The sequence below is a fragment of the Nocardiopsis sediminis genome (assembly GCF_042650565.1).
Classification (GTDB): domain Bacteria; phylum Actinomycetota; class Actinomycetes; order Streptosporangiales; family Streptosporangiaceae; genus Nocardiopsis_B; species Nocardiopsis_B sediminis.
In genome coordinates this window covers 233,911-258,498 of sequence record NZ_JBHSBH010000003.1, presented here as the reverse complement: position 1 = coordinate 258,498, position 24,588 = coordinate 233,911, and the positions used below count along the sequence as shown (strand labels likewise).

Annotated in this window: 23 protein-coding genes and 1 tRNA gene; 17 read left to right on the top strand and 7 right to left on the bottom strand. The window is 73.2% G+C overall.

Features of this window, described 5'->3' with window-relative positions; all coding sequences use genetic code 11:
* Positions 1-45 precede the first annotated feature (45 nt).
* A complete protein-coding gene (gene galU, locus ACFOVU_RS02545) occupies positions 46-966 on the bottom strand; it encodes a UTP--glucose-1-phosphate uridylyltransferase GalU (protein ID WP_378529626.1) in 921 nt (306 codons plus the stop codon).
* A 163-nt stretch (positions 967-1,129) separates the two neighbouring features.
* On the opposite strand from galU, the gene ACFOVU_RS02540 reads away from it, so the two are divergent.
* The 4 genes from ACFOVU_RS02540 to ACFOVU_RS02525 all read left to right on the top strand — a co-directional run bounded on the left by ACFOVU_RS02540 (position 1,130) and on the right by ACFOVU_RS02525 (position 3,582).
* Positions 1,130-1,705, top strand: a complete 576-nt coding sequence (locus ACFOVU_RS02540; RefSeq protein WP_378529625.1) for a 5-formyltetrahydrofolate cyclo-ligase — start codon at positions 1,130-1,132, stop codon at positions 1,703-1,705.
* Positions 1,706-1,872: 167 nt separating this feature from the next.
* Entirely contained in the window at positions 1,873-2,235 is a 363-nt protein-coding gene (locus ACFOVU_RS02535; protein ID WP_378529624.1) for an FmdB family zinc ribbon protein, read from the top strand.
* A 71-nt stretch (positions 2,236-2,306) separates the two neighbouring features.
* A complete protein-coding gene (locus ACFOVU_RS02530) occupies positions 2,307-3,026 on the top strand; it encodes an RcpC/CpaB family pilus assembly protein (RefSeq protein ID WP_378529623.1) in 720 nt (239 codons plus the stop codon).
* Between the two features lie 94 nt (positions 3,027-3,120).
* Complete coding sequence (locus ACFOVU_RS02525) at positions 3,121-3,582, top strand: MscL family protein (protein WP_378529622.1); 462 nt, start codon at positions 3,121-3,123, stop codon at positions 3,580-3,582.
* Between the two features lie 64 nt (positions 3,583-3,646).
* Here ACFOVU_RS02525 and ACFOVU_RS02520 read toward each other — a convergent pair whose 3' ends face one another.
* On the bottom strand, positions 3,647-4,783 hold the full coding sequence (locus ACFOVU_RS02520) for a D-alanyl-D-alanine carboxypeptidase family protein (RefSeq protein WP_378529621.1): 1,137 nt from the start codon (positions 4,781-4,783) through the stop codon (positions 3,647-3,649).
* Between the two features lie 389 nt (positions 4,784-5,172).
* Between ACFOVU_RS02520 and ACFOVU_RS02515 the strand changes: the two genes are divergently transcribed.
* Positions 5,173-5,245 (top strand) — tRNA-Arg (locus ACFOVU_RS02515).
* 112 nt (positions 5,246-5,357) lie between these two features.
* Here ACFOVU_RS02515 and ACFOVU_RS02510 read toward each other — a convergent pair.
* The gene (locus ACFOVU_RS02510; RefSeq protein ID WP_378529620.1) at positions 5,358-5,840 is read right to left on the bottom strand and encodes an Lrp/AsnC family transcriptional regulator; all 483 of its coding nucleotides are present in this window, start codon (positions 5,838-5,840) and stop codon (positions 5,358-5,360) included.
* Between the two features lie 99 nt (positions 5,841-5,939).
* Between ACFOVU_RS02510 and ACFOVU_RS02505 the strand changes: the two genes are divergently transcribed.
* Positions 5,940-6,569 carry a LysE family translocator gene (locus ACFOVU_RS02505; RefSeq protein ID WP_378529619.1) on the top strand — a complete coding sequence of 210 codons (630 nt, stop codon included), beginning with the start codon at positions 5,940-5,942 and terminating at the stop codon, positions 6,567-6,569.
* Positions 6,570-6,575: 6 nt separating this feature from the next.
* Here the strand turns inward: ACFOVU_RS02505 and ACFOVU_RS02500 are convergent, their stop codons facing one another.
* Positions 6,576-8,459 (bottom strand): KedN5 family methylcobalamin-dependent radical SAM C-methyltransferase, encoded by a 1,884-nt coding sequence (locus ACFOVU_RS02500; RefSeq protein ID WP_378529618.1) that lies wholly within the window; start codon positions 8,457-8,459, stop codon positions 6,576-6,578.
* A 638-nt stretch (positions 8,460-9,097) separates the two neighbouring features.
* On the opposite strand from ACFOVU_RS02500, the gene ACFOVU_RS02495 reads away from it, so the two are divergent.
* Positions 9,098-9,541, top strand: coding sequence for a DUF2000 domain-containing protein (locus ACFOVU_RS02495; RefSeq protein ID WP_378529617.1), 444 nt, complete (start codon positions 9,098-9,100; stop codon positions 9,539-9,541).
* Positions 9,542-9,589: 48 nt separating this feature from the next.
* Positions 9,590-10,399, top strand: coding sequence for an SAM hydrolase/SAM-dependent halogenase family protein (locus tag ACFOVU_RS02490; protein ID WP_378529616.1), 810 nt, complete (start codon positions 9,590-9,592; stop codon positions 10,397-10,399).
* A gap of 94 nt (positions 10,400-10,493) precedes the next feature.
* Here ACFOVU_RS02490 and ACFOVU_RS02485 read toward each other — a convergent pair whose 3' ends face one another.
* A complete protein-coding gene (locus ACFOVU_RS02485; RefSeq protein ID WP_378529615.1) occupies positions 10,494-11,759 on the bottom strand; it encodes an activator-dependent family glycosyltransferase in 1,266 nt (421 codons plus the stop codon).
* Positions 11,760-11,997: 238 nt separating this feature from the next.
* Between ACFOVU_RS02485 and ACFOVU_RS02480 the strand changes: the two genes are divergently transcribed.
* The 8 genes from ACFOVU_RS02480 to ACFOVU_RS02445 are packed head-to-tail and all read left to right on the top strand — an operon-like array spanning position 11,998 to position 21,412.
* A complete protein-coding gene (locus ACFOVU_RS02480) occupies positions 11,998-12,435 on the top strand; it encodes a pyridoxamine 5'-phosphate oxidase family protein (protein WP_378529614.1) in 438 nt (145 codons plus the stop codon).
* A 36-nt stretch (positions 12,436-12,471) separates the two neighbouring features.
* Positions 12,472-15,579, top strand: coding sequence for an amino acid adenylation domain-containing protein (locus ACFOVU_RS02475; RefSeq protein ID WP_378529613.1), 3,108 nt, complete (start codon positions 12,472-12,474; stop codon positions 15,577-15,579).
* Positions 15,580-15,617: 38 nt separating this feature from the next.
* A complete protein-coding gene (locus ACFOVU_RS02470; RefSeq protein WP_378529612.1) occupies positions 15,618-16,412 on the top strand; it encodes a class I SAM-dependent methyltransferase in 795 nt (264 codons plus the stop codon).
* 30 nt (positions 16,413-16,442) lie between these two features.
* Positions 16,443-17,240: a class I SAM-dependent methyltransferase gene (locus ACFOVU_RS02465; protein ID WP_378529611.1), complete on the top strand. Its 798-nt coding sequence runs from the start codon at positions 16,443-16,445 to the stop codon at positions 17,238-17,240.
* Positions 17,237-18,496, top strand: coding sequence for a cytochrome P450 (locus tag ACFOVU_RS02460; RefSeq protein WP_378529610.1), 1,260 nt, complete (start codon positions 17,237-17,239; stop codon positions 18,494-18,496). Before ACFOVU_RS02465 ends, ACFOVU_RS02460 begins: the two co-directional genes overlap by 4 nt.
* A 47-nt stretch (positions 18,497-18,543) precedes the next feature.
* Positions 18,544-19,776, top strand: coding sequence for a cytochrome P450 (locus ACFOVU_RS02455; protein WP_378529609.1), 1,233 nt, complete (start codon positions 18,544-18,546; stop codon positions 19,774-19,776).
* Positions 19,773-20,261, top strand: a complete 489-nt coding sequence (locus ACFOVU_RS02450) for a sugar 3,4-ketoisomerase (RefSeq protein WP_378529608.1) — start codon at positions 19,773-19,775, stop codon at positions 20,259-20,261. The genes ACFOVU_RS02455 and ACFOVU_RS02450 overlap by 4 nt, the downstream gene beginning before the upstream one ends.
* Positions 20,258-21,412 carry a DegT/DnrJ/EryC1/StrS family aminotransferase gene (locus tag ACFOVU_RS02445; protein WP_378529607.1) on the top strand — a complete coding sequence of 385 codons (1,155 nt, stop codon included), beginning with the start codon at positions 20,258-20,260 and terminating at the stop codon, positions 21,410-21,412. The genes ACFOVU_RS02450 and ACFOVU_RS02445 overlap by 4 nt, the downstream gene beginning before the upstream one ends.
* Before the next feature lie 19 nt (positions 21,413-21,431).
* On the opposite strand, the gene ACFOVU_RS02440 is transcribed toward ACFOVU_RS02445, so the two are convergent.
* Together ACFOVU_RS02440 and ACFOVU_RS02435 are read right to left on the bottom strand one after the other, a co-directional pair.
* Entirely contained in the window at positions 21,432-22,148 is a 717-nt protein-coding gene (locus ACFOVU_RS02440) for a class I SAM-dependent methyltransferase (protein ID WP_378529606.1), read from the bottom strand.
* Between the two features lie 28 nt (positions 22,149-22,176).
* Positions 22,177-23,442, bottom strand: coding sequence for an activator-dependent family glycosyltransferase (locus ACFOVU_RS02435; protein ID WP_378529605.1), 1,266 nt, complete (start codon positions 23,440-23,442; stop codon positions 22,177-22,179).
* Positions 23,443-23,707: 265 nt separating this feature from the next.
* Between ACFOVU_RS02435 and rfbA the strand changes: the two genes are divergently transcribed.
* Positions 23,708-24,580: a glucose-1-phosphate thymidylyltransferase RfbA gene (gene rfbA / locus ACFOVU_RS02430; RefSeq protein WP_378529604.1), complete on the top strand. Its 873-nt coding sequence runs from the start codon at positions 23,708-23,710 to the stop codon at positions 24,578-24,580.
* Positions 24,581-24,588 lie beyond the last annotated feature (8 nt).

The window sequence follows — 24,588 nt, the reverse complement described above, 5'->3', positions numbered from 1 at the left end:
AGGCCGCGTCTCCCCCGCCGTCCCGCACCCCGCCACCACCGCGGGTCAGGCCCCCGGTGCCCCCTGCTCCGCCACGAACTCGCGCAGCCACGGCAGGAACTCCGCGGCGAGGTCGGGACGGGCACATGCGAATTCCACCACAGTGCGGAGGTAGTCCACCTTGTTTCCGGTGTCATAGCGCTGGCCCCGGAACAGGACGCCGTGCACGGGCCCGCCGTCGTCGGGCTTGCTCCGGGCCAGCTCGCGCAGCGCGTCGGTCAGCTGGATCTCGCCGCCGCGGCCGGGCGGGGTCTCCCGCAGCACGCCGAACACCGCCGGGTCGCAGATGTAGCGGCCGATGATGGCCCAGCGGCTGGGCGCCTGGTCGGCGGGGGGCTTCTCGACCAGGTCGGTGACCACGACGACGTCGTCGTCCCCGGTGGGCTCGATCGCCGCGCAGCCGTAGAGCGAGACCTGCTCGGGCTCGACCTCCATGAGCGCCACGACGCTGCCGCCGTAGGCGGCCCGCACCTCGGTCATCCGCTTGAGGAGCGCTCCGCTGTCGCCGATGATGTCGTCGCCGAGGAGCACCGCGAACGGGTCGTCGCCGACGTGCGCGGCGGCGCAGAGCACGGCGTGGCCCAGGCCGCGCGGCTCCCCCTGGCGGACGTAGTGGATCTGGGCGAGCTCGCTCGACTCGCGGACGGAGTGCAGGCGCTGGGTGTCGTTCTTCGCCCGCAGCGCCTCCTCGAGTTCGTAGGCACGGTCGAAGTGGTCCTCGATGGAGCGCTTGCTGCGCCCGGTGACCATGAGGACGTCGTCGAGGCCGGCGGCGACCGCCTCCTCCACCACGTACTGGATCGCCGGCTTGTCGACGATCGGCAGCATCTCCTTGGGCGTCGCCTTGGTGGCGGGCAGGAAGCGGGTGCCCAGACCCGCCGCCGGCACGACGGCCTTGGTGACGAGGGCGCGTTGCGAATCTGTCATGTCGGCACTTTAGGACAGTGCTCCCGTGATCCCGCCCCGGCACGCGCCACCGACCTGTGGTGCGGTGCGAATCAGCCGGTCAGGGGCGTGCAGGGCACGAGAGATTCATCCGCCTTTCCGCCGGTGATCACCCGGTGCGGCGGGTGCTGGGACACTCGTGGGCATGGACACGCCGACGAAGCGCGAGACGCGCGCCCGGATCCTCGCCGCCCGGCGGGCGATGCCCGAAGCCGAGCGGGCGGCGGCCGGGCCCGCGATCCGCGACGCCCTCGCGGCCGAGCCGCTGCTCACCACCGGGGGCACGGTGGCCGTCCACGTCTCCGTGGGCACCGAGCCCGATACGCGCAAGCTGATCGCCACGCTGTGGAAGCAGGGGACCTATGTCCTGCTGCCGGTGGCCCTGCCGGACGGCGACCTGGACTGGGCGGCCTACGACGGCCCGGACTCCCTCGCCCCCGCGGGCCGCGGCCTGCTGGAGCCCACGGGGCACCGGTACGGCCCCGGCGCCATCCGGCGCGCGGCGGCCGTCATCTGCCCCGCGCTGGCGGTGGACCGGACCGGGGTGCGGCTGGGCCGGGGGGCGGGCTACTACGACCGCGCCCTCACGCGGGTCGGCCCGCACACCCTCGTCCTCGCCGTGATTTACGACACAGAGTTGCTGGACACGGTTCCCACCGAGCCCCACGACCGCCCCGTGCACGGGGTCGTCACCCCCGGCCGCGGCGTACACCTGTTCTGACCGGCGCCACCGGGCGTGACGCGGGGAACACCGGCGCCGCGGAGCGCGTTACACGCATCCGGCGGCGCCACCAGCAACGGCGCTCCGCCCCCGATGTCGCGGCCGTGCCGCCGAAGCGCGTACTATTTGGCAGTCGGCGGGTGAGAGTGCCAATGAGGAGGACCCCCGTGCCCACGTACCAGTACGCATGCACCGAGTGCGGCGCCCAGATGGAGGTCGTGCAGAGCTTCACCGATGACGCCCTGACGGTCTGCCCCGAGTGCCAGGGCCGGCTGCGCAAGGTGTACTCGGCCGTGGGCATCGTCTTCAAGGGCTCGGGCTTCTACCGCACCGACAGCGGCTCCTCCGGCTCGGCGCCGGCGGGATCCGCCAAGAACGGCGCGAAGAGCGACTCCGGCTCGGGCTCCGACTCCTCCTCGTCCTCGGGCGACTCCGCCTCCAGCAGCTCGTCGTCCGGCTCCGCCGACTCCGGCTCCTCGTCGAGCACCAGCGGATCGACCGGCAGCACGGCCAAGGCCGCCTCCGCCTGACCCCCGGCGCCGCCGCACGGCGGCTGTGGACAACCCGCGCACCCGCCGGGCCGGACTCCTAGCGTGGGGGCATGCCCTTCTCGCGTCCTCGCGTCCTGCCCACCGACCGCGGCACCGCCCCGCACAGGGCTGCGCGGGTGCTGGCCCGCTACCGACGTACCGCCGGGGCGGTGTGTGCCGTGCTGGCCGCGGTTGGTGCGGTGCTGCTGATCCGGCCGCCTCCGGCGGCCACCACCGACGTTCTCGTCGCGGCGCGCGACCTCAACGGGGTGGCGCCGATCGCCTCCGGCGACCTCGTCGCGCGGTCGCTGCCCGCCGCCGCGGTCCCCGATCGTGCCGTGCCCGCCGGGTCCGATCCCTCAGGGCGCTCCCTGGCCGGGCCCATGTCCCGCGGTGAGGTCCTCACCCGCACCCGCCTGGCCGATCCGCCCGCCGCCGCGCACGGGCCCGGGATGGTGGCGGCCCCGGTCCGCGTCGCCGATCCCGGCGTGGTGGCGCTGCTGCACCCCGGGAGCAGGGTCGACATCCTCGCCGCCGCGTCCGATCCGCTCTCCGCCGACCTCGGCGGCGGACCGGCCCGGCCGGCCGAAACCGTCGCCGCCGACCGCCCGGTGATCGCCGTCCCCGGCCGCGGCGGCTCGGGAACCGGTCCTGGCGGCTCCGGGGTCGAGGCGGGCGGCTCCGGGGCCGATACCGGGGGTCTCCTGGTCGTGGCCGTCACCCCGCGCGAGGCCCGCGACCTCGCGGGGTATGCGGTTGCGGGATCATTGTCCATAACCATTCGCGGTTGACCGGCGACCCTTCGTGGGTCGGCGCCGGACCGCGGACCGCGCCGCCGCCCCCGCACCGGCGGACGCGGCACGCACGACCCGAGGAGGGGCATCCATGAGCGGATTCAAGAAGTTCCTGTTGCAGGGGAACATGGTCCAGTTGGCGGTGGCGGTGGTCATCGGCGCACTGTTCTCCGAACTCGTCACCGCGTTCGCCGCGGGGTTCATCACCCCGCTGATCGGCGTCTTCGGCGGCGTGCCGACCTTCGGCGACCTCTACTTCGAGGTCAACGGCAGCCGCTTCCTCTACGGCCAGTTCATCGACGCCCTGGTCGGCTTCGTGCTGACCGCCGCGATCGTCTACTTCTTCGTGGTGCTGCCCATGACCAAGCTGATGGAGCGCTTCGCCTCGGAGGAGGAGGCCACCACGCGGCCGTGCCCGTACTGCCACAGCGAGATCAACAAGGCCGCCACCCGGTGCGCGTTCTGCACCTCCGAGGTCGCCGCGGAGACCCCCGCGGCCCCCGTGGCCTCTGCCGCCACCGACGACACCGCCAAAGCCCCGGCCGGTTCCTGAACCCGGACGGCGGTGCCGGCGGCCCCGCGGATGGGGCCGCCGGCACCGCCGGGGGCTCACGGCACTACTGCTCGGTCCCGTACTCCCAGTGCCAGGGCTCGAACGGGCTGGAGTACGCCCATGACGGATGGAACCAGCCCCACTGCTGGGAATTGCTCTCCAGCCAGTTGAACTCCGGGCTCCCCTGGTTCTGCACGCCGCCGCACAGGTCGACCGCCTGTCCCAGGCCGTGGTTGCTGGTGCCGGGCACGGCCGCGTTGCCCGGCGGCTGCTCGGCGTAGACCCGCTGCTGGTTGGGCAGGTCGCGGTAGGAGCTGGTCACGCAGATCGGCTTGCCGAAGTTCTCGGTGAACGCCTGGTTCATCGCCAGGAACTCCACGGCGGCGTCGGCACGCAGGAAGTGCCCGGGCTCGTGCAGCTCACACAGGGCCTCCGTAGGCAGCAGGCCGTTGGGGTAGCCCGACGCCGCCGAGCCCGCCTCGGGGTCGCACTCCACGCCGGCCATGTAGGCGTCGGGGTCGAGGCCGCGGTCCTCCAGCTCCTGCATCAGCGCGTTGGTGCTCTCCTCCGACTGCTCCCGCAGGGCGTCGAGCTCGCCCTTGAGCTCCACGCGCTCCAGCTGAGTCTGCGCCTGGAGGTTCTGCGCATCGGCGGTGAGGTCGCCCTGCTCCTCGCGCAGGGCGTTGGCCTCCTCCAAGAGGGCTTCCTTGTCGTCGGAGAGCTTGACGACGTGCGATTCCACCGCGAGGTCCTCGTTGAGCGAGCCCGAGGTCACCAGTGCGAGGGTGCCGCTGTCGGGCTGCTGGTAGAGGGTGCTGGCGAGCTGGGCCAGCGGTTCGCGCATGTCGGCGAGTTCGAGCTCGGTCTGCTGGAGGTCGTGCAGCGTGCCGATCAGCTCGTCCTGGGCGGCCTCAAGGGCCTCTTCGCGCTCGGTGTAGTCGTTGGTCGCGGCTTCGAGTTCTTCCTTCGCCGCCTCGGCCTGCTCGCTGAGGCTGTCGAGGTCGTTGTCCGCCGCGGCCGGCGAGGTCGCGGGCGACATGGCGATGTCGGCGCCGGGGACCAGTAGCAGTGCCCCGAGAACCGTGAAGATCACCGCCTGCGCGCTCCGCCGCCGTGCGGCCGGCGGCAGCGCCAGGAAGCACGCGATCCCGCTTCTCGGCACGCGGGATCCTTGCCGCGTCGAATCGAGAATGAACGGCACGAGATGTCCTCCGGCTGCCTGTTTCGGTCGTTCGCGTGGCCGCATCGCAAGGTACTACATGTCCACAACCGGACGTGTTGGACTGGTCGCGCTCGCGTGATGCATCTCGGACGCGGCATGCGTCCCAGGTAGCGGCCGATCACCCGCCGCCCATGGAGCCGCTGCTCACCAGGCGGCCACTGCAGATTCCCACTTACGGGCGACAAACCACCCGTACCACCCGCATGTGACCAGAGTCACCCATACGTTATGGCAACCCCGGCACCATGAAGGGTACTCAAATATGTGCGCCCTCGCTCGCTTCGCACGGGTTCCCCTGTCCCCACGGGCCTCAGGCGTTCCGACCCCGCACCCCCGGCGATCCTCCGCTACCCTGGTAGCCCGGACAGGGCCTCATAGCTCAGGGGACAGAGCACCGCTCTCCTAAAGCGGGTGCCGCAGGTTCGAATCCTGCTGGGGCCACACTACTTGACCAGGCAAAATGGGCCGGGATCGCGCGATGGCGCAGCCGGGGCCGCCTGCGTTGGGTCGCTCTGGCGGCCGCCCGGGGGTGCTCTCTCCCGGGCGCGGGCGCTCACGCGCCGGGGGCCGCCGGGTCGGCCGGGCCGCCGCGCCACTTCTGGAATATGAGGTTGGTGTGCACGAACGCGACCTCGTTGCGGGCGGCGAAATGCTCCAGGACGAGGGTCTGGAGTGCGCCCACGCTCTCGGCCGACACGCGCACCAGGAAATCGTCGGGCCCCGTGAGGTGGCAGATCTCGCGGACCTCGGGGCGCATCAGCGTATGGCGGATGAACGGCTCCACGAGCGCCTGGCGGTGGGGGTTCATCCGGACGGCGAGGAACGCCTCGACCGGGCGGCCTAGTTTCTCCTCGTCGACAACGGCGGAGAACCCCTGGATCACGCCGGTCTCGCGCAGCCGTTTCACGCGTGAGAGGCACGTCGACGCGGCGACCCCGGAGATCTCCGCGAGTTCCTTGTTCGTCACGCGGGCATTCTTCTGGAGCGCGCGTAGGATCTTCCTATCCACCGAATCGAGTTCAATCGGCTGGGACATGCCCCGAAGAATATGCGGCATCGCACCGAACCGGCAACGGAGCCGACCATACTGGGCCGCACCCGCCGACAAGGTATCGGTCCGCCCATGGAGTGATCTTTGCCCAGCAACGTCGCGCTTTTCATTTCGGTCACGCTGATCATGCTCGTCGTGCCCGGACCGGATTTCGTTATCGTCACGCGGAATTCACTTTCCGGCGGGAGATCTCAGGGATATCTGACCCTTATCGGAATATGCTGCGGCCTGGCCTTCCTGACCGTCCTCGCCGGAACGGGCGCCGCGGCGGCGATCGCGGCGAACGCGTCGCTGCTCACCGCCCTGCGGATCATCGGCGGCGCGTACCTGGCGCTGCTGGGCGGCTTCCTCGCCGTCGGCGCGCTGATCCGCGCCCGCGGGGGCACGCCGCCCCCGATCGAGGGCACCACCCCGCGGGCGCCGATCGCCCAGGGCTTCCTGAACAACATCCTCAACCCCAAGGCGCTGGTCTTCTACGTCACGTTCATGCCGCAGTTCGTCAGCCCGAACGGCTCCGCTCTCGCGCAGACCCTGATGCTCGGTGCCATGGTGGTCGCCTGCGCCGCCCTGTGGTGGAGCGTCTACGTCACCGCGGTCACCCGCATGAGCGCGCTGTTCGCCCGGCCGCGGGCGCGCGCGATCATCGATGTCGGCGCCGGGTCGGCGCTCGCGCCCCTGGGCATCTGGATGGCGCTGACCTCGGAGTTCGGGTGAGGGCGGTCAGCTCACCGCCCGGACCTTCGCGATGTAGTGCGCGGTCTCCTCGTGGTTGGTCGACGCCGCCAGCTCGGCGAACCCGTGGCGGAACGCGAACCGGAACCGGGTGTCCGCGCGCTCCGGGGGCTTGTCGGCGAGCGCGCCCGCCGACGCGGCCCGCACCAGGCCCGGGACGTCGTAGCGGTAGTCCCGGTGCACGACCCAGTGGGCCACGCCGTCGATGTCGCGCAGCCGGGCGTCGGTGAACCCGCGGCCGGCGGGCTCCGGCAGCGGGCGCGTCTCCAGGTCGAAGCGGGCCACCTCGGCGACCGCCTCGCGCCACGGGCCGGGGACCCGCCCCGCCAGCGCCTCCTCGCACCAGCGCAGGACCGTGCGGTCGAACTCCGCGGAGGTGAAGCAGTACTCCAGGGCCGGCGCCAGCGAATCGGGGTCGGCGGTGCAGTTCTCCGCCGACTGCGTGAGCAGCCGCGCCCCCGGCAGGTCCTGGACCTCGGCGAAGCCGGCCAGCGAGAGGATGGCCTCGGACTGGCGCATGCCGCAGACCTCGCGGACGACCGGGAACAGGTTGCGCAGCACCAGGTTCTCCCCCAGCAGCCGCGCCCAGAACAGGAAACGCTGCATGCGGAGGTTGTCGGCCAGGCTCATCCCCTTGTGGGCGAGCACGTACTCGAAGTCGTCGCGCTCGCCGCGCACGGTCACGAACCCGTAGAGGTCACGGCGCTCGGTGTAGTCGGTGTTGGGCAGGAGCAGCAGCGGGTAGGCGGCGATGCGCGACACGTACCGGGAGAGCTCGTCGTAGCCCGCCAGGAAGGACTCCGGGGTCTCGCCAGGTGCACCCCAGATGAGCTCGGCGTAGGCGTCGACCCCTTCGTCCGCCAGCCATTCGGCCAGCTCCTTCCACCGGTTGATCTTCATGTTGCGGCGGTTCATGCCGTCGAGCGCCTCGTCGTCGAGGGTCTGCAACGCGAGCGTGAACGAGCTCTGGAGGCCGGCGTCGCGCATGAGCCGCACGATGCGGAAGAACAGCGCGTTCTTGTTCTTGGCCCACGAGGTCTCCAGCGCGAGCGGGTACCCGTAGCGCTCCCTGACCTCGATCAGGGTCTCGACGAACGCCATGTCCTGGGGGAGCATCCCGAAGTTGGCGTCGCACAGGACGACGGTCTCGGCCCGCGCCTTGGCCAGCTCGACGAGCTCGGCGCGCAGCCGCTCGCGGGAGAAGCACCGCACCCGCTGGCCCACGGCGCCGCCCCAGTAGCAGAACGAGCAGTGGTAGGGGCAGCCCCGGTTGGTCTCCATCAGCGCGACGTCGTAGCGGAACCGCCCGCCGTCATCGAGCAGCGGGAGCACGCCGGTGAGGATGGGCGACGGGATCGAATCGAGGTCGTCGATCCGCGCACGCTGCGGGGTGGTGGCGACCGCGCCGCCGGGCCGCGGGAGGGAGATCCCGGCGATGGCCTCGAAGCCCGTGCCGTCGAGCACGGCGCCGATGATCTCCTGGATCGTGAACTCGCCCTCGCCGTTGACGACGATGTCGACCTGCGGGCAGGTGCGGAACACCCGTTCGGCCTGGTTGGCGACGTGGTTCCCGCCGAAGACGACCACGGCGCGGGGGTTGGCCCGCTTGACCGCCTCGGCCACCGCGGAGAACTGCCGGACGTTCCAGCCCAGGACGGAGAACCCCACCACGTCGGGAGCCCCGCTTTCCAGCAGGCGCACCGCCATCTCCCAGGGGGTGGCATCGCCCGGGAAGTTCTCGATCGACACCCGGCAGTCCCGGTTCAGGCGCTCATTGGCCTGGACCGCGGCCGCCATGTATCCGCTCGCGAGCGGCATGGACTCTTTCGACATGTGCCAGACACCCTGCTGGACCAATGTGACGTTGAGCATGGAGATCACACATTCGCGGACGGAGGTGAAACGCGCGCGATCGGTGCGCGCGCCATGCGGAAAACCCGGTGTTCCTGCGCAGTGCGGGACCGGCGGGAGGGCACCGGAAAAGAAAGGGACCGGAAGGCGGTTTTCGTTGTTCCTCGACGGCGGAAGGGCTAATGCGCGCCCACCGCGGTGCGGTGATTCACATACTCCGCGTATCCCCCACCGCGTGTCAACAGACGCGTCAAGGCCATCGGGCGAATGAACCGGGACTCCATCCCCATATGCACCGGGCGGGGCACTCGGCCTCTCCGTAATCCTCCGCATCAGAATGGCACGTGTGCGATTTACCGGTGACAGAACGCCACATCGGGTGGAATATCGCTCTTCGGCGGTGAATCAACGGATCACGGCGACCCCGGGCGCCGCCGAATATCATTCGCGGCATCCGCGGGATTCTCCGGCGATCATTGGAGAATGATCCGCCCTTCGGCGACCCGGGCGAATATCCTTCGATCCGCTTACGGTACGGCGCCGGGAACTGCCAGCCTGGGCGTGCGGCCGGTGACCGCCGTCCGCGCCGCCACCGCGAGGGCCGGTGTCCCGACACACGCCGGCCCTCGCGACCTCCCCGACCACCCATGGAGCCACCTGTGGACGAAGGCCGACCCGCACCGGCACCGGGCACCGCCGCCGAAGCGGACCCCGCCGCCTGCGTACTGATCGTCGACGACGCCCTGCCTCGCTGGCTGTCGGCGAACACCGCGGCCGTCCTGGGCGTCGCGCTCGGCGCGCACGGGCTGATCGGGCTCGGGCCGGAACTCCCGGACGCCGACGGCATCCTCCACCCGGGCATCGGCGACACCCCGCTGCCGGTCCTCGCCGCCGCCCGCGAACAGATGCCGTCCCTGCGGGCGAAGGCGCGCGAGGCCGGCCTGTTCGTCGTCGACTTCAACGATGCCGCCCGCCTGAGCCGCAACTACGGCGAGTACAAAGAGCGGCTGGCCGCCGGCTCCGCCGGGTACCTCGGCCTTGCCCTGCACGGCGGCAGGAAGGCCGTCCGATCGGTCTCCGGTAACCTGAAGAGCCTTCGCTGAGCGCCTTTTCCGGGCGCCGCCCCGTGATCACCCGGGAGGAGATCGGGATTGCCCGATAGCACGTGGATCACCTTCCTCACCGACTACGGCCTGGAGAACAAGTTCATCGGGGTGTGCCACGGCGTCATCGCCCGGATCGCCCCCGCGGCGCGGGTCCTCGACATCACGCACCTGGTCCCGCGGGGCGATGTCCCCCACGGCGCCGAGGTCTTCCGCCAGGCCGTCCCCTACCTCCCCGTCGGGGTGCACCTCGCCGTCGTCGACCCGGGCGTGGGCACCGGGCGCAAGCCCGTGGTCCTCGTCGCCGGCGACCACCTCATCGTCGGCCCCGACAACGGCATGCTCCTGCGCGCCGCCGACGAGCTGGGCGGTGTCGACGCCGCCTACGAGCTGGCCGATCCCCGCTACCGCCTGAGCGACATCTCCACGACCTTCCACGGCCGCGACATCTTCTCGCCCGCCGCCGCGCACCTGGCGGCCGGCGTCGCCCCGTCCGCCATGGGGCCGCCCATCGACCCCGCCGGCCTCGTCCGCCTCCCCGACCCCGTCCGGTCGGTGGACTCCGGTGTCTTCCGGGGCGAGGTGCTGATCGAGGACCGGTTCGGCAACCTCCAGACCTCGCTCGACTCCGCGTTCCTGCGCGAGGGAGGGGTCGGGATCGGCCACACGGTCGCGGTCGCGACCGCCCGCGGGAGCCGCGAGCTGCCGTTCGTCGAGACGTTCGGCAGCGTGGGCGAGGGCGAGGCGCTCGTCCACATCGACTCCGCCGACCGCCTGGCCCTCGCGGTCAACCTCGGCAGCGCCGCCGACCTCTTCGGGCTGCACGAGCGCGACACGTTCACCCTGCGGGCCGTCTGAGCGCGCGGGTCGTCCACCGTCCCCTGAATCGGACGCCACGGGGATTCAGGGGACCCGTACGGGTCGCCGCCGCTTGACCCGCCGCCATCCGCCGCTACCCGCCGCAGCGGCCGTCCCGGGTGAGCTTCTCCAGGATCGGGACCAGTTCCGCCGGCGACGGGTAGGCCAGCATCTCGTCGCGCAGGCGGCCCGCGCCCTCGGCGAACGACGGGTCCTCCAGCATCCGCGTGACCGCCGCGCCCACGTCGGCGGCGGCGAAGCCCGCCGAGGGCAGCGCGGCCCCCGCCCCCAGGGCGGTGATGCGGTCCCCCTTCAGCCGGGTGTCGAACATCTTCGTGAACAGCAGCTGCGGGACCCCGTTGACGAGCGCCGTGGAGAAGGAGCCCGCGCCGCCGTGGTGGATGACCGCCGAACAGGTCGGCAGCAGCGCGTCCAGCGGGACGAAATCGACCACCCGGACGCCGTCGGGGATCTCGCCGACCGCCCGCACCTGGTCGGCGGAGAGGGTGGCCACCAGCTCGACGTCCAGCGCGCCGACGGTGCGCAGCACGTCGGCGATCGCCGCGGTGGAGGGGCCCGAGAAGTAGCCGTCGTACTCGCGGCCGCTCAGCCCCATGGTCAGGCACACGCGCGGCCGCTCGGGCGGCGCGGTCAGCCAGTCCGGTACCGCGGCCGGCCCGTTGAACGGGACGTAGCGCACGGGGACGGTGCGGGAGCCGGAGCGTGTGCGGACCGGGGCGGGCAGCGGGTCGATCGTCCACTGGCCGGTGACGGCCTCCTCGTCGAACGAGCACCCGTGGCGCCGGAGCGCCTGTGTCAGCCAGTCGGTGAACGCGTCCGAGCGCTGTCCGGCGGGCTGCCGGCCGCGCAGTTCGCGGAAGCGTTCGCGCACCGGGGCCCAGATGTCCAGGCCCCACAGCATGCGGGCGTGTGCCGCGCCGCAGGCCCGCGCGGCCACCGCCCCGGCGTAGGTGAGCGGCTCCCAGATGACCAGGTCGGGCCGCCACGCGCGGGCGAACTCCACGAGCCCGTCCAGCATGGGCTCGTTGATCTGGCGGACCCCCATGTTGGTCATGACGTCGTAGCCCTCGCGGATCTGCGCCCAGCCCAGGGTCGCGGGGTCGGCGTCGAAGATGTTGACCGGCTCGTCGTCCTCCGCCGCCGACGCCTCGCCGATGTCGTCGACCTCGATGTCGCCGCCGACGGCCACGGCCGGCAGCCCCGTGTGCGCGATCGTCTCCGCCAGCTCCGGCTGGCTGGCGACGCGGACCTCGTGGCCCGCCGCCCGGAACGCCCACGCCAACGGCACCATTCCGTAGAAGTGCGACTTAACGGAAATCGTGGCGAATAAAATGCGCATTCATATCCCATCCCCGGATTGCAATTCGGCCAGGATACTGAATTAAACCCCTCACTGGAACCGAGAATCCGGAGACTGGGGTATATAGGGGCTTTCATTAGGGGTGACCGTCTCCTAGTGTCACCCCCGTGACTGCGTGGCGCGGGCATTCGTGTTCCCGTGCGCCATTATCTGCGGACGTTTATGCGCGGCGATTGCTTTCCGCCGCACCGGCTGGAGGATTGCGATGGACCTGGCGATGTCGAGGGACGAGCGCGAAGCGTTCCTGGCCGATGTGCACGTGGGCGTCTTCGGCGTGGCCGACCCCCGCGGCGACCGAGCCCCGCTGCTCGTCCCCGTCTGGTACGCCTACGAGCCCGGCGGCGGGATCACCGTCTTCACCGGCCGCGAATCCGTCAAGGCGGACCTCGTGCGCGCGGCCGGCCGGATCAGCCTGTGCGTGCAGGACGAGACCGCCCCCTACCGCTACGTCAGCGTGGAGGGGCCGGCCGTCATCGAGGACCGGGTCGACCCCGGCGAGCGCGCGGCCATGGCGCACCGCTACCTCGACCCCGTGACCGCCCCCGCCTACCTGGAGGCCAACAGCCACCAGCTGGAGGGCGACGTCACCGTGCGGATGCGCCCCGAGCGCTGGCGGACCGCCGACTTCAACGCGTTCGCCAAGGAATTCAGCTAGCGGCCGTCCCGGCTCCGGAGCAGAAGGAACCCTGACATGCCCTACCCTGACGACCCCCCGGCTCAGTCGCCGCCTCCCGTCGCCGGCGCCGGCGCCACCGCCACCCCCTACCCTCGCGAGTCCTGCCTGCACGACCTCTTCGACGCGCAGGCCCGCGCCCGGCCCGAGGCCGTCGCCGCCGTCCACGGCGGACGCCGCATGACCTACGACGACCTGCGGATGCGGTCGGACGCCCTCGCGGAGCGGCTGGCCGGGGCCGGGGTCCACAGGGGCGAGTGCGTCGGGGTCTTCGGCACCCGGTCCCTCGACGCGCTGGTCGCGTTCCTCGGCATCCTCAAGGCCGGCGCGGCCTATGTCCCGCTCGACGCGACCTCACCGCCCGCCCGGCTCCAGGCCATGGCCGAGGACGCCGGTGTGCAGGTGGCGGTGGTCCTTCCCGGGCACACCTGCCGGATCCGGCGGCTGCGCACCCGCATCGACCTCGCCGCGGTGCCCCTTCGGCCCACGGGCGCGCCCCGCCCCGGCACCGGGGTCACCGCCGGCGAATGCGCCTACACCATGTTCACCTCCGGGACCAGCGGGCGCCCCAAGCCCGTCGCGATCCCGCACCGCGGGGTGGTCCGGCTGGCGGTCTCCGACCCCCGGCTCCGGCCGCCGGGCCCCGGCGACCGGGTGCTGCACGCCTATGGCCTGTCCTCCGACGCATCCACGATCGAGATCTGGTCCGGCCTGCTCGGCGGAGCCCGCCTGGTGCTGATCGACCGCGAGGACCTGCTCTCGCCCGCTGCGCTGGAGGCCCGGCTGTGCGAGCACGCGGTCACCGTCGCCTACCTCACCACCAGCGTCTTCCACCAGGTCGCCAAGGCGCGGCCCGCGGCGCTGAGCGGGCTGCGCTTCGTCTCGGCGGGCGGCGAGGCCCTGGACCCCGGGCTCGCCCGCGCCGTGCGCGACGCCTGCCCCGGCGCGATGGTCGTCAACTTCTACGGCCCCACGGAGAACACCGTCGTCTCCACCGCCCACATCGTCGAGGACGTCCCGCCCGGCGCCACGGCCCTGCCCATCGGCCGCCCCATCGCGAACTCCACCTGCCAGGTCTGGCGCGCCGACGGCACCCCGGCCAGCCCGGGTGAAGAGGGCGACCTGCTGGTGGGCGGCGACGGCCTGGCCCTGGGCTACCCGGGCGACCCCCGGCTGACCGCCGAGCGGTTCATCGAGGACCCCAGACGCCCCGGCCGCCGCCTCTACCGCACGGGGGACCGCGCCGCCTGGCGCGCCGACGGCGAACTCGACTTCCGCGGCCGGACGGACCGCCAGGTCAAACTGCGGGGCCACCGGATCGAGCTCGACGAGGTCGAGGCGCGGCTGCGCGCCCACCCCGGCGTGGGCGAAGCAGCGGTCGACCTGGTGCGCGAGGCCGGCCGCGCCGACACGCTCATCGCCTACCTGACCCCCGCCGTTCCCGGCCGCGCCGTGCCGGTCGACGCGCTGCGCGCGGACCTCGCCGGGTGGCTGCCCGCGCAGGCGGTCCCCTCCCGGTTCGTCGAGATGCCGCACTTCCCGGTGGGCCGGGCCGGCAAGGTGGACCGGGCCGAACTCGCCGCCCGGGCGCACGCCCAGTCGCCCGCCGAGGCCCCGCCGCCCGGCACCGCCGCCGCGGGCGGCCCCGCCGGGCGCATCGCCGCCCTGTGGGAGACGGTGCTGCACCGGCGCCCTGCCCCCGGCGACGACTTCTTCGCCATCGGCGGCGACTCGCTCCTGGCGGCCGAGGTCGTCACCCGGACGCTGGCCGCCGAGGGCATCGACGCCCGGCACGGGACCGAACTCGTCCGCTGCCTGCTCGACAGCCCCACCCTCGCCGGATACGCCGAGGCCGTCGAGCGCGTGCGCACCACCGGGTCCGGCGACGAGGAGGCCGCGGTGGACTGGGCGGACGAGGCGCGTCTCGGGTTCGCCCTGCCCGCGCAGCGGAGCGGACCCGGGGCGCGGTGGGACCGGCCGCGCGACGTGCTGCTGACCGGCGCCAGCGGGTTCGTCGGCGCCTTCCTCCTCGACCGGCTGCTCGCCGGCACCGATGCGCGCGTGCACTGCCCCGTGCGGGCGCGCGACGCCGCACACGCCCGGCGCCGCGTGCGCGCCAACCTCGAACGGTACGGCCTGGACCCGGCGATCGCCGGCGACCGCGTCGTGTGCTTCCCCGGCGACATCGCCGCCCCCGGCCTGGGCCTGGCCGAACACCACTGGGCGGAGCTGTCGGACACCCTCGACCTCGTGGTGCACGCGGCGGCCCACGTCAACTTCCTCTACCCCTACCGCGCGCTGCGCCCGGCCAACGTCGATTCGGTCCGCGAGATCGTCCGCCTCGCGGCGCCGCGCCGGGTCCCCGTGCACTTCCTGTCCACCATCGCGGTCATCGCCGGGTTCGGCACAGCGGGGGTGCGCCACGTGCCCGAGGACCTGCCCCTGGACCACGCCGACCACCTCACCATGGGCTACGCGGAGAGCAAGTGGGTGGCCGAACGGGTGCTCCTCGACGCCGCGGACCAGGGGCTGCCCGTCGCCGTCTACCGCCCCTACGAGATCACCGGCGACGCCCGCAACGGCGCGTGCAACACCGAGACGGCGATCTGCTCGCTCTTCAAGACGGTGGCCGACACCGGCCTGGCACCCGACATCGCCCTGCCCATGGACTTCGTCCCCGTCGACCACCTCGCCGCCGCCGTGGTGCACATCGCCACCAGCAGCCGCGCCGGGAACTCCGTCTACCACCTGACCAACCCCGAGCCCGCCCGCTTCGCCGACATGCTGGACCGCATGCGCGCCGCCGGGTGCGAGATCGCCACGCTGCCCTACGCCGACTGGGTGGCCGAACTGGTCCGCCACGTCGCGGGCAATCCCACGAGCCCTACCGCGCCTTTCGTCTCCCTGTGCGTGGACCGGAGCAACAAGTCGGAGATCTCGGTCAAGGAGATGTACTTCGAGGAGCACTTCCCCGCGATCGGCCGCTCCAATGTCGAGCGCGCCCTCGCCGACAGCGGGCTGGACTGCCCGCCGGTCGACGCCGCTCTGCTCGACCGGTACCTGGAGTACTTCTTCGGCATCGGCTACCTCACCCGGCCGGAGGCCGCGCCCGCCGCCCGGCGGTGAGCGCGCCCGCCCCACTGCGACAGGAAAGGACCCGCTCCATGAGCGCACCCGGAGCCGCCCCCTCCCCCGGCGAGCCCGATCCGCCCGGCGGCGCCCCGGCCGGGGCCGCGCGGCCCTCGCTCGCCGAGATGTACGGCCACGCCTACCGCCGCGCCTACGAGACCGGCGCGAACGCGGGCGCCACCCTGCTGACCTATCAGCACAGGGACGGCTTCACCCACGTCCAGGACGTGGCGGAGTACTTCGCCGAAGCCGGCGAGTGGTGGTCGACCGACGTCCTGGCCTGCGGCATGGCCGCCGGGCGGGTGCTGGACATCGGCTGCGGCGCCGGGCGGCACGCGCTGGCCCTGGCCGCGGCGGGGCACGAGGTGGTGGGCGTCGAGCCGTCCGTCGACGCGGTGGCCGTCGCCCGCCAGCGGGGGGTCGACGCCCGCGTGGGCAGCATGCTGGAGCCGCCCGGCGGTATCGGCACCTTCGACACCCTGATGCTCGCCGGGGGCGGCCTGCACCTGCTCTACCTGCCCGAGCACGGCCGCACCGCGCTGCTCCGGCTGGCGGAACTGGCCGGCCCCGGCGCTCGGCTGGTCGGCACCTGCCCGGCGCCGCCGGAGCCCGAGGGACCGGAGGAGCCGGAGCACTCCTGGGACTACCGGCTGCGGGTGGAGCACGGCGGCGAGCGGACCGGGTGGAGCGAGTGGGGCGCCACGGTCCTGCTGCCCGCCGACCGCCTCGGCGCCCTCGTCGACGGCACCCCGTGGAAGATCGCCGAGGTCGTCCACGCCGAGCCACCGGACGTCCCCGGCTACGTCGCCCGCCTGGACTTCACCGGCTGACCCGCCCGTCCCCCATTGAGGAGCGCATCCGTGAGCGCCACACCGCCCGGAGGCCCGACGCCCGCAGGCCCGCCGCCGACGATGGCCGAGGTCTACGGAAAGGCCTACCTGCTGGTCGAGGCGGACGGCGAGCGGCCGGGCCGGACCCGGCTGGTCTATGAGATGGAGTCCGGCGCGACCTACAGCGAGGACGCCGCGGAGTACTTCGCCGGCCCCGAAGGGTGGTTCCCGCCCGATGTGATCGCCTGCCGCGAGGCCGCCGGCCGGGTGCTGGACATCGGCTGCGGGCCGGGCCGCCACGCCCTGGCCATCGCGGCCGCCGGGCACGAGGTGGTCGGGCTGGACGTGTCGGCGGACGCGGTGGCCGTGGCCCGGCGCCGCGGCGTGGACGCGCGCCTCGGCAGCCTCCTGGACCCGCCGGGCGGCATCGGGACCTTCGACACGCTGCTGCTGCTCGGTGCGAGTCTCGCGCTGCTGACCACCTACCCCCGCCTGCGCGCCGGCCTGGCGGCGCTGGCCGCCGTCGCCAACCCCGGCGCCCGGCTGCTCGCCTCCGATGTGGCGGTCGACACCGCGCAGGAGCCGTCCCGGCTGCGGGTGTGCATCGAGCGCGACGGCCGCCGCTCGGGCTGGAGCGCGTGGTCCGGGGGCGAGCCCTATATGGGGCCGGAGGACCTGGCGGGCGCGGTCGGCGGCACCGCCTGGCGCGTCGAGGACATCGTGTACCCGCAGGAGGAGGCGCGCGGCGGCTACCTGGCCCGGCTGCGCCTGACCGCCGATCCCGCCGCCCCTGAGGGCGGCCCGTCGCACCACGGAGGAACAACGTGAACACCGAAGCCCGCACGGGCGGCCCCGCGGCGCAGGAGGCGGAACCGGCGGCCGCGCACCCGGCCCGCGCCTTCCCGCTGCCGCCGCCCGGCGGCATGGGGCCGCCTGCCGAGTACGCCGAGCTCCAGCAGGGCTGCCCGGTGGCCCGGGTCCGGGCCATCCACGACGTGCCCGGCCTGGACACCACCGGCTGGTTCGTCACCCGCTACGACGACGTGCGCGACCTGCTCGCCGATCCCCGGCTGATCCGGCCCGACGTCAACGACTGGCCGGTCACCCCCGACGACTGGCCGCGGATCGAGCCCGACATGGTCACCCTCATGGAGCTGGAGGGCGAGGAGCACGCGGCCCTGCGCCGGGCGGTCGCCGATGCGTTCAGCGTCCGCGCGGTCCGCGGGCACGCCGAGCGCATCCGCGGCATCGCCGACGAGCTGCTGGACGCGCTGGAGGAGGGCGGCGGGCCGGCCGACCTCGTCGCCGGGTTCACCGAGCCGTTCCCGATCCGGGTCATGTGCGAGATCACCGGCATCCCCTACGCCGGCCACGAGACGTTCACGCGGCTGTCCAAGCACCTGCTGTTCAGCGTCGACCTCGACGATGACGACGACGACATCACCCAGGTGATGCGCGACCTCGTGCTGGAGTGGATCGCCCTGCGGCGGCGCGAGCCCGGCGACGACGTCCTCACCGACCTCATCGGGCGCTGCGACGCCGGCGAGCTGACCGAGGAGGACGTGGTCCGGTTCGGCCGGTCCATGATCATCGCCGGTTTCCTGCCCAGCACCATGTTCCTGGGCAACGCCGCGCTGGCGCTGCTCACCCGCCCCGACACGGCCTCGGCCCTGCGCGCCGACCCCGGCCTGATGCCGGGCGCCGTCGAGGAGCTGCTGCGCCACCTGCCCGTGCTCAACGGCAACGTGCTGCAACTGGCGACCGAGGACATCGAGGTCGGCGGGCAGGCGATCCGCGCCGGGGAGCTCGTCATCCCGGTCATCGCCGCCGCCAACCGCGACCCCTCGGTGTTCCCCGACCCCGGCCGCCTGGACCTGTCGCGCATCGACAACCCGCACCTCGCCTTCGGCCGCGGCACCCACAACTGCCTGGGCGCCCACCTGACCCGGACCAAGTTCGCCATCGGGCTGGGCCGGCTGCTGGAGCGCTTCCCGGAGCTGCGCCTGGCCGTCGGCGAGGACGAGATCCCCTGGCCCAGTGGGCGCAAGTTCTCCTCCCCGCTGGCGCTGCCGGTGCGCTGGTGACCCCGCTGCCCCACCCCGTCCGTGCCCCAGCGAACAGGAGCGCCGCGATGCACCCGCAGCCCGACCCCGCACCCCCCTCCGCCCCGCCGCCTGCGCCGGCGGCGATGGAGGTGCCCCTGCCCGCCCCGGGGACCATGGGCCCGCCCGCCGAATACGGCCGGCTGCGGCGCGAGTGCCCTGTCGCCCGCGTCCGGCTGCCCGTCGACGCCGACGGGTGGTTCGTCACCCGCTACGACGACGTGCGCGCGCTGCTGGCCGACGACCGGCTGACCCGGCCCGAGATCACCGAATGGCCCGTCCGCCCCGGGCAGGCCCCCTGGGACGGCCCCGGGCTGGCCACGATGATGGAGCTGGAGGGCGAGCGCCACACGGCCCTGCGCAAGGCCATCGCCGAACCCTTCAGCGCGCGCTCCATCCGGGCCCGGCGCCCGCGGATGCGCCGGCTGGCCGACGGGGTCCTCGACGCCTTCGAGCAGGGCGGCAGCCCCGGCGACCTGGTCACCGGGTTCGCCGAGCCGTTCCCGCTGCTGGTCGCCTGCGACCTCACCGGCATCCCCTACGACGAGGCCGACCGGTTCCTGGAGCCGGCCGACTCCGCGCTGGGCGCCATGATGACCCTGGAGCAGGGCCGGGAGGCGACCGGCGTGCTCCGCGGCTACCTGAGCGAGCTGATCGGCCGCAAGCGGCGCGAGCCCGCCGACGACGTGCTCACCGACCTCGTCCGCCGCTGCGACACCGGCGAGCTGACCGAGGAGGACGTGATCTGCTTCGGCCTGTCCGTCCTGGTCGCCGGCTACCGCACGAGCACGATGTTCATCGCCGATGCGGCTCTGGCCCTGCTCACCCGCCCCGACCGCCTGGCGGCCCTGCGCGCCGACCGCTCGCTGCTGCCCTCCGCAGTGGAGGAGCTCCTGCGGTTCCTGCCGGTGATGAACGCCAACGTGCTGCTCCTGGCGACCGAGGACATCGAGGTCGCCGGGCGGCCGGTCCGCGCCGGCGAGGCCGTGCTCCCCGCCATCGCCTCGGCCAACCGGGACCCCGAGGTGTTCCCCGACGCCGACGACCTCGTGCTCGGCCGGGACCCCAACCCGCACCTCGCGTTCGGGCGGGGCACGCACAACTGCGTCGGATCCCACCTGGCGCGGGCCGAGCTGGAGATCGCCCTGGAGGCGCTGCTGGACCGCTTCCCGGAACTGACGCTCGCCGCCGGCCCCGGCGACCTGCCGTGGGAGGACGACTCCCCGGCCAAGTCCCCGCTGTCCCTTCCGGTCGCCTGGTGACCGGCGGCGACCCGGCGGCCCCGTCTGCTCCGGCACCGGAGCCGGCCGCCGTGCACGACGTCGGGCGGATCGGCCGGATCCGCCCCTGCCGCCCCGTGCGGCTGTCCGAGCACGCCGACGACCGGGGCCGGCTGTCCATCGCCGAGACCGGGCGGGAGGTCCCCTTCGGCATCGCGCGCGCCTACTGGCAGCACGCCACACCAGCGGGCGCCGCCCGGGGCGCCCACGGCCACCGGCGGCTGGAGCAGGTGGTGGTCGCCGTCAGCGGGGGGTGCGACATCCTGCTCGACGACGGGCTGCGGCGGTGCCGGTACCGGCTGGAGGACCCGGCCGCCGGACTCTACATCGGCCCCATGGTCTGGCGCGACTACGTGGACTTCGCGCCGGGAACGGTGGTGCTGTTCCTGGTCTCCGAGCCCTACGACGAGGCCGAGTACCTGCGGTCCTATGACGAGTTCCGGCGCGCGGCGGCGGGGCTCCGGTGACCCGGCCCGCTGTCCCCTTCCTAGACCTGCGGGCCGCGACCGCCGAGGTGCGCTCCGCGGTCGACGCCGGGTACCGGCGCGTCCTGGACTCCGGGCGGTTCCTGCTGGGGCCCGAGACCGAGGCCTTCGAGGCGGAGTTCGCGGCCTACTGCGGGGCCGCCCACTGCGTCACCGTGGGCAGTGGCGGCGCCGCCCTCGAACTCGCCCTGCGCGCCCTGCACATCGGGCCCGGGGACGAGGTCGTCGTGCCCTCGCACACGTTCATCGCCACCTGGCTGGCGGTGTCGGCGACCGGGGCCGTCCCGGTGCCGGCCGAGCCCGGCGACCCCGCGCTGGCGGTCGCCGACCCCGGCCGGATCGACGCTGCGGTCACCCCCCGGACCCGGGCCATCGTCCCGGTGCACCTGAACGGGCACCCGGCCGACATCGACGCGGTGACCGACGTCGCGGAGCGCCACGGGCTGGCGGTGGTGGAGGACGCCGCCCAGGCGCACGGCGCGCGCTACCGGGGCCGGCGGATCGGCTCGGGGCCGCACGCGGCCGCGGTCAGCTTCTACCCGGGCAAGAACCTGGGCGCCCTGGGCGACGGCGGCGCCGTCGTGACCTCCGACGGCGAACTCGCAGATCGCCTGCGCGCGCTCCGCAACTACGGCGCGCGCGCCAAGTACGAGCACGCGGTCCGCGGCACCAACTCCCGCCTGGACGAGTTCCAGGCGGCGGTGCTGCGCGCGAAGCTCCCGCTCCTGGACGACTGGAACGCGCGGCGCTCGGCGGTCGCCCGCCGCTACCTAATGGAGCTGGCCGATGTCCCGGGGCTGGGCCTGCCGCGGGTCGCGCCGTGGGCGCGGCCCGTGTGGCACCTGTTCCCGGTGCGCCATGCGCGGCGCGATGCGCTGCGCGTGCTCCTGGCCGAGCGGGGGGTGGAGACCCAGGTGCACTACCCCGTTCCGGTCCATCTGAGCGGGGCCTACGCCGGCGCGGGGTGGCCCGCGGGGTCCCTGCCGCTGGCCGAGGGCCTGGCCGCCGAGCTGCTGAGCCTGCCGATCGGGCCGCACCTGTCCGGCGGCCAGGTGAGCGCCGTCGTGGACGCGGTCCGGGCGGCGACGGCGGCCGCACCGTCGCCGCCGCCCGAGCCGGGCCGGGCGCCGTGAGCCCGCCCGGCGCCGCGGCTCAGCCGGTCACGGCGACGAACAGGCCGCGCCCCGAGGGCCCGCCCTCGATGTAGTCGGCCGGGCAGCCGGCGGCCGCGAACGCCGCTTCGTAGCGCTCGCGCGTGAACAGCGTGATGGTGTGGGTGTCCTTGAGGTGGCGGGCGCCCGACTGCGGATCGGCGACGATGTAGTGCACCTCCATGTGGGTGGTGTCGCCCCGCCGGGTCGAGTGCGATACCCGGGCCAGCGTGCGGCCGCCCACGGTGAGCAGGTCGCTGCCCACGTATCCGGGCAGGAAGGTCTCGGGGAACCACCAGGGCTCCACCACGACCACCCCGCCCGGCACGGTGTGCGCGGCCATCCGGGCGACGGCGGCGGCGAGCTCGGCGTCGTCGGCCATGTGGCCGATGGAGCTGAACATGCAGGTGACCGCGTCGAATCGGGCGTCCAGCTCGAAATCGCGCATGTCGGCGCGGTGCAGCGGCACATCGGGCAGCCGCCGCCGGGCCAGGGCGAGCATGTCGCCGGACAGGTCCACCCCGGCGACGGTGGTGAACTCGCGCGCGAAGCAGCGCAGGTGGGCGCCGGTGCCGCAGGCGACGTCCAGCAGCGAGCCGGCGCCGGGGCGGCGCTCGCGGATCAGTGCGGCGACCTCGGCGGCCTCGGCGGTGTAGCCGCGGCCGCGGCCCTCGTAGACGGCGTCGTAGACCTCGGCGAGTTCGGCGTCGTAGCCCACTGGTGGCGTCCCTTCCGGTGTCGTGGGGTCACGCGCGCGCGGCGGCGAGCCGGGCCACGCGGCGTTCGATCTGCGTGACGACGTCGTTGGGGCTGGGCTGGGCGAGGATCTCCCGCCTCAGCCGCGCGCTGCGGTCGCGGAACGACGGGTCCGCCAGCAGCCGGACGACGCCCGCGCGGATACCGCTCCCGGTGATCTCCTCGCCTTCCAGGCACAGCCCGGCCCCCAGTTCCGCGAGGCGGCGGCCCTTGGCCGGCGCGTCCAGCAGCCACGGCAGCACGAGCTGGGGGACCCCGTTGAGCGCGGCGGTGAGGTGGGTCCCCGAGCCCCCGTGGTGAACGATGGCCGAGCACGAGGGCAGCAGGGCGTGCAGCGGCACGAACTCCACGATCCGGGTGTTGGCGGGCACGCGGGCCAGCCCCTCCTGCTGGTCGGCGGCGAGGGTCACCACGATCTCGGCATCGACGTCGGCGAGCGCGTCGACGACCTCGTGGACGGGAACCTCGTAGCCGCCGAGCCGGTCGGTCGCCGAGGTGCCCAGGGTGACGCACACGCGGGGGCGCTCCGGCGGCTCCCGGAGCCAATCGGGCACCCGGGCGGGGCCGTTGTAGGGCACGTAGCGCATGGGCAGGTAGTCGAGGTCGACGTCGAGCGCCAGGGAGGCGGGGTGCTGGTGGACGGTGAAGTGCCCGCTGGCCATGGCCTCGGTGAACCCCACGCCGTGGGGCTTGCCGGCCTCGGCGAGCCACTGGGCGAGCGGGTCCTCGCGCTGCCCGGGCGGCTGCTGCGCCATGACCCGCAGGTAATGGGCGCGCATCCGGCCGAAGAGGTCGAGCCCCCACAGCAGCCGGGCGTGCACGGCGCCGGACGCCTCGGCCGCGACGGCGCCCGCATACGTCATCGGCTCCCAGACGACGAGGTCGGGGCCCCACTCGCGGCAGAAGGCGGTGAGGTCGTCGGTCATCGTGTCGTTGATGATCCGCCACCAGTCGGGGACCAGCTGGGTGCCGTAGCCCCACTTCAGGTACTCCCAGGTCAGCTTCTCCGGGCGGTCCTCGTCGAGCTCGAACCACTCGGCCGCGGCGACGTCGTCGCGGAAGTCCGCCATGTCGTCGTAGAGGGTGTGGTCGGTGCCCACCGGAACGGCGGTCAGGCCGGCCTGGACGACCGTCGGCGTCAGTTCGGGCTGGCTCGCGATCCGGACCTCGTGGCCGGCCGTGCGCATCGCCCATGCCAGCGGCACCATGCTGTAGAAATGCGTTCTCTCCGAGAATGTGGCGAATACGACGCGCACGGAGCTGCCTCTCGATCGTCGGCGGCGGATGGGGAAACCGGATCATCGGCACGATAATGGCGGCTTCCGCACGGCTCCAACCCCTAGCCACCCCTCCTCACCTGCGGAGCAGGGGCCACTAGGGGCTGACACGGCGATTCGGCGGCAGTAATTTCCTCGATATCCGCATTCGGGGTCCGTGTCCACGCCCGGACGCGGCGACTGCACGAGCGCGCACGCCATCCCTTGGCGGGGCGGCCTTGTTCCCATTCCCAGGAGTTGTGCGATGAAGGGGATCATCCTCGCGGGCGGAAGCGGGACCCGGCTGCACCCGATCACTTTCGCGACGTCGAAACAGCTGATCCCCATTTATGACAAGCCGATGATCTATTATCCGTTGTCGGTCCTGATGCTGGCGGGGATCCGCGAGATCCTCATCATCTCCACGCCGGCCTCGGTGCCCGCGTTCCGTACCCTGCTCGGCGACGGCGCGCACCTGGGGCTCGACCTCACCTACGCCGAGCAGCGCGAGCCCGCCGGGATCGCCGAGGCGTTCCTCATCGGCGAGGACCACATCCGGGGCGGGCCGTGCGCGCTGATCCTCGGCGACAACCTGTTCCACGGGGTGAACTTCTACGCGACGCTCGCCCGCAGCCGGGCGGAGCTGGACGGCTGTGTGCTGTTCGGCTACCCGGTCACCGATCCGCACCGCTACGGGGTCGCCGAACTCGACGCCGGCGGCAAGCTCGTGTCGATCACGGAGAAGCCGGCCGATCCGCGTTCCGACTGCGCCATCACGGGGCTGTACCTCTACGACGACCGCGTGGCCGGCATCGCCCGGGAGCTGCGGCCCTCGCCGCGCGGCGAGCTGGAGATCACCGACGTCAACCGGGCCTACCTGGACGAGGGGCGGGCCGCCCTGGTCGAGCTGGGGCGCGGGTTCACCTGGCTGGACGCCGGGACGCAGGAGTCGCTGCTGGAGGCCGGCCAGTACGTGCAGATCCTGGAGCGCCGGCAGGGGGTGCGCATCGCCTGCATCGAGGAGATCGCGCTGCGGATGGGCTTCATCGGCGCGCAGGAGTGCGCGGAGCTGGGCGCGCGCATGGGGAACTCCGCCTACGGGCGCTACGTGATCGATGTCGCCCGCTCGCTGGGGTGACCGCGTGC

What these genes read in the sequence shown, in the direction of transcription:
- galU (WP_378529626.1), bottom strand. Translation starts at nt 966, where the DNA reads ATGACAGATTCGCAACGCGCCCTCGTCACCAAGGCCGTCGTGCCGGCG.
- ACFOVU_RS02540 (WP_378529625.1), top strand. Translation starts at nt 1,130, where the DNA reads ATGGACACGCCGACGAAGCGCGAGACGCGCGCCCGGATCCTCGCCGCC.
- ACFOVU_RS02530 (WP_378529623.1), top strand. Translation starts at nt 2,307, where the DNA reads ATGCCCTTCTCGCGTCCTCGCGTCCTGCCCACCGACCGCGGCACCGCC.
- ACFOVU_RS02525 (WP_378529622.1), top strand. Translation starts at nt 3,121, where the DNA reads ATGAGCGGATTCAAGAAGTTCCTGTTGCAGGGGAACATGGTCCAGTTG.
- ACFOVU_RS02510 (WP_378529620.1), bottom strand. Translation starts at nt 5,840, where the DNA reads ATGTCCCAGCCGATTGAACTCGATTCGGTGGATAGGAAGATCCTACGC.
- ACFOVU_RS02500 (WP_378529618.1), bottom strand. Translation starts at nt 8,459, where the DNA reads ATGCTCAACGTCACATTGGTCCAGCAGGGTGTCTGGCACATGTCGAAA.
- ACFOVU_RS02485 (WP_378529615.1), bottom strand. Translation starts at nt 11,759, where the DNA reads ATGCGCATTTTATTCGCCACGATTTCCGTTAAGTCGCACTTCTACGGA.
- ACFOVU_RS02480 (WP_378529614.1), top strand. Translation starts at nt 11,998, where the DNA reads ATGTCGAGGGACGAGCGCGAAGCGTTCCTGGCCGATGTGCACGTGGGC.
- ACFOVU_RS02475 (WP_378529613.1), top strand. Translation starts at nt 12,472, where the DNA reads ATGCCCTACCCTGACGACCCCCCGGCTCAGTCGCCGCCTCCCGTCGCC.
- ACFOVU_RS02470 (WP_378529612.1), top strand. Translation starts at nt 15,618, where the DNA reads ATGAGCGCACCCGGAGCCGCCCCCTCCCCCGGCGAGCCCGATCCGCCC.
- ACFOVU_RS02455 (WP_378529609.1), top strand. Translation starts at nt 18,544, where the DNA reads ATGCACCCGCAGCCCGACCCCGCACCCCCCTCCGCCCCGCCGCCTGCG.
- rfbA (WP_378529604.1), top strand. Translation starts at nt 23,708, where the DNA reads ATGAAGGGGATCATCCTCGCGGGCGGAAGCGGGACCCGGCTGCACCCG.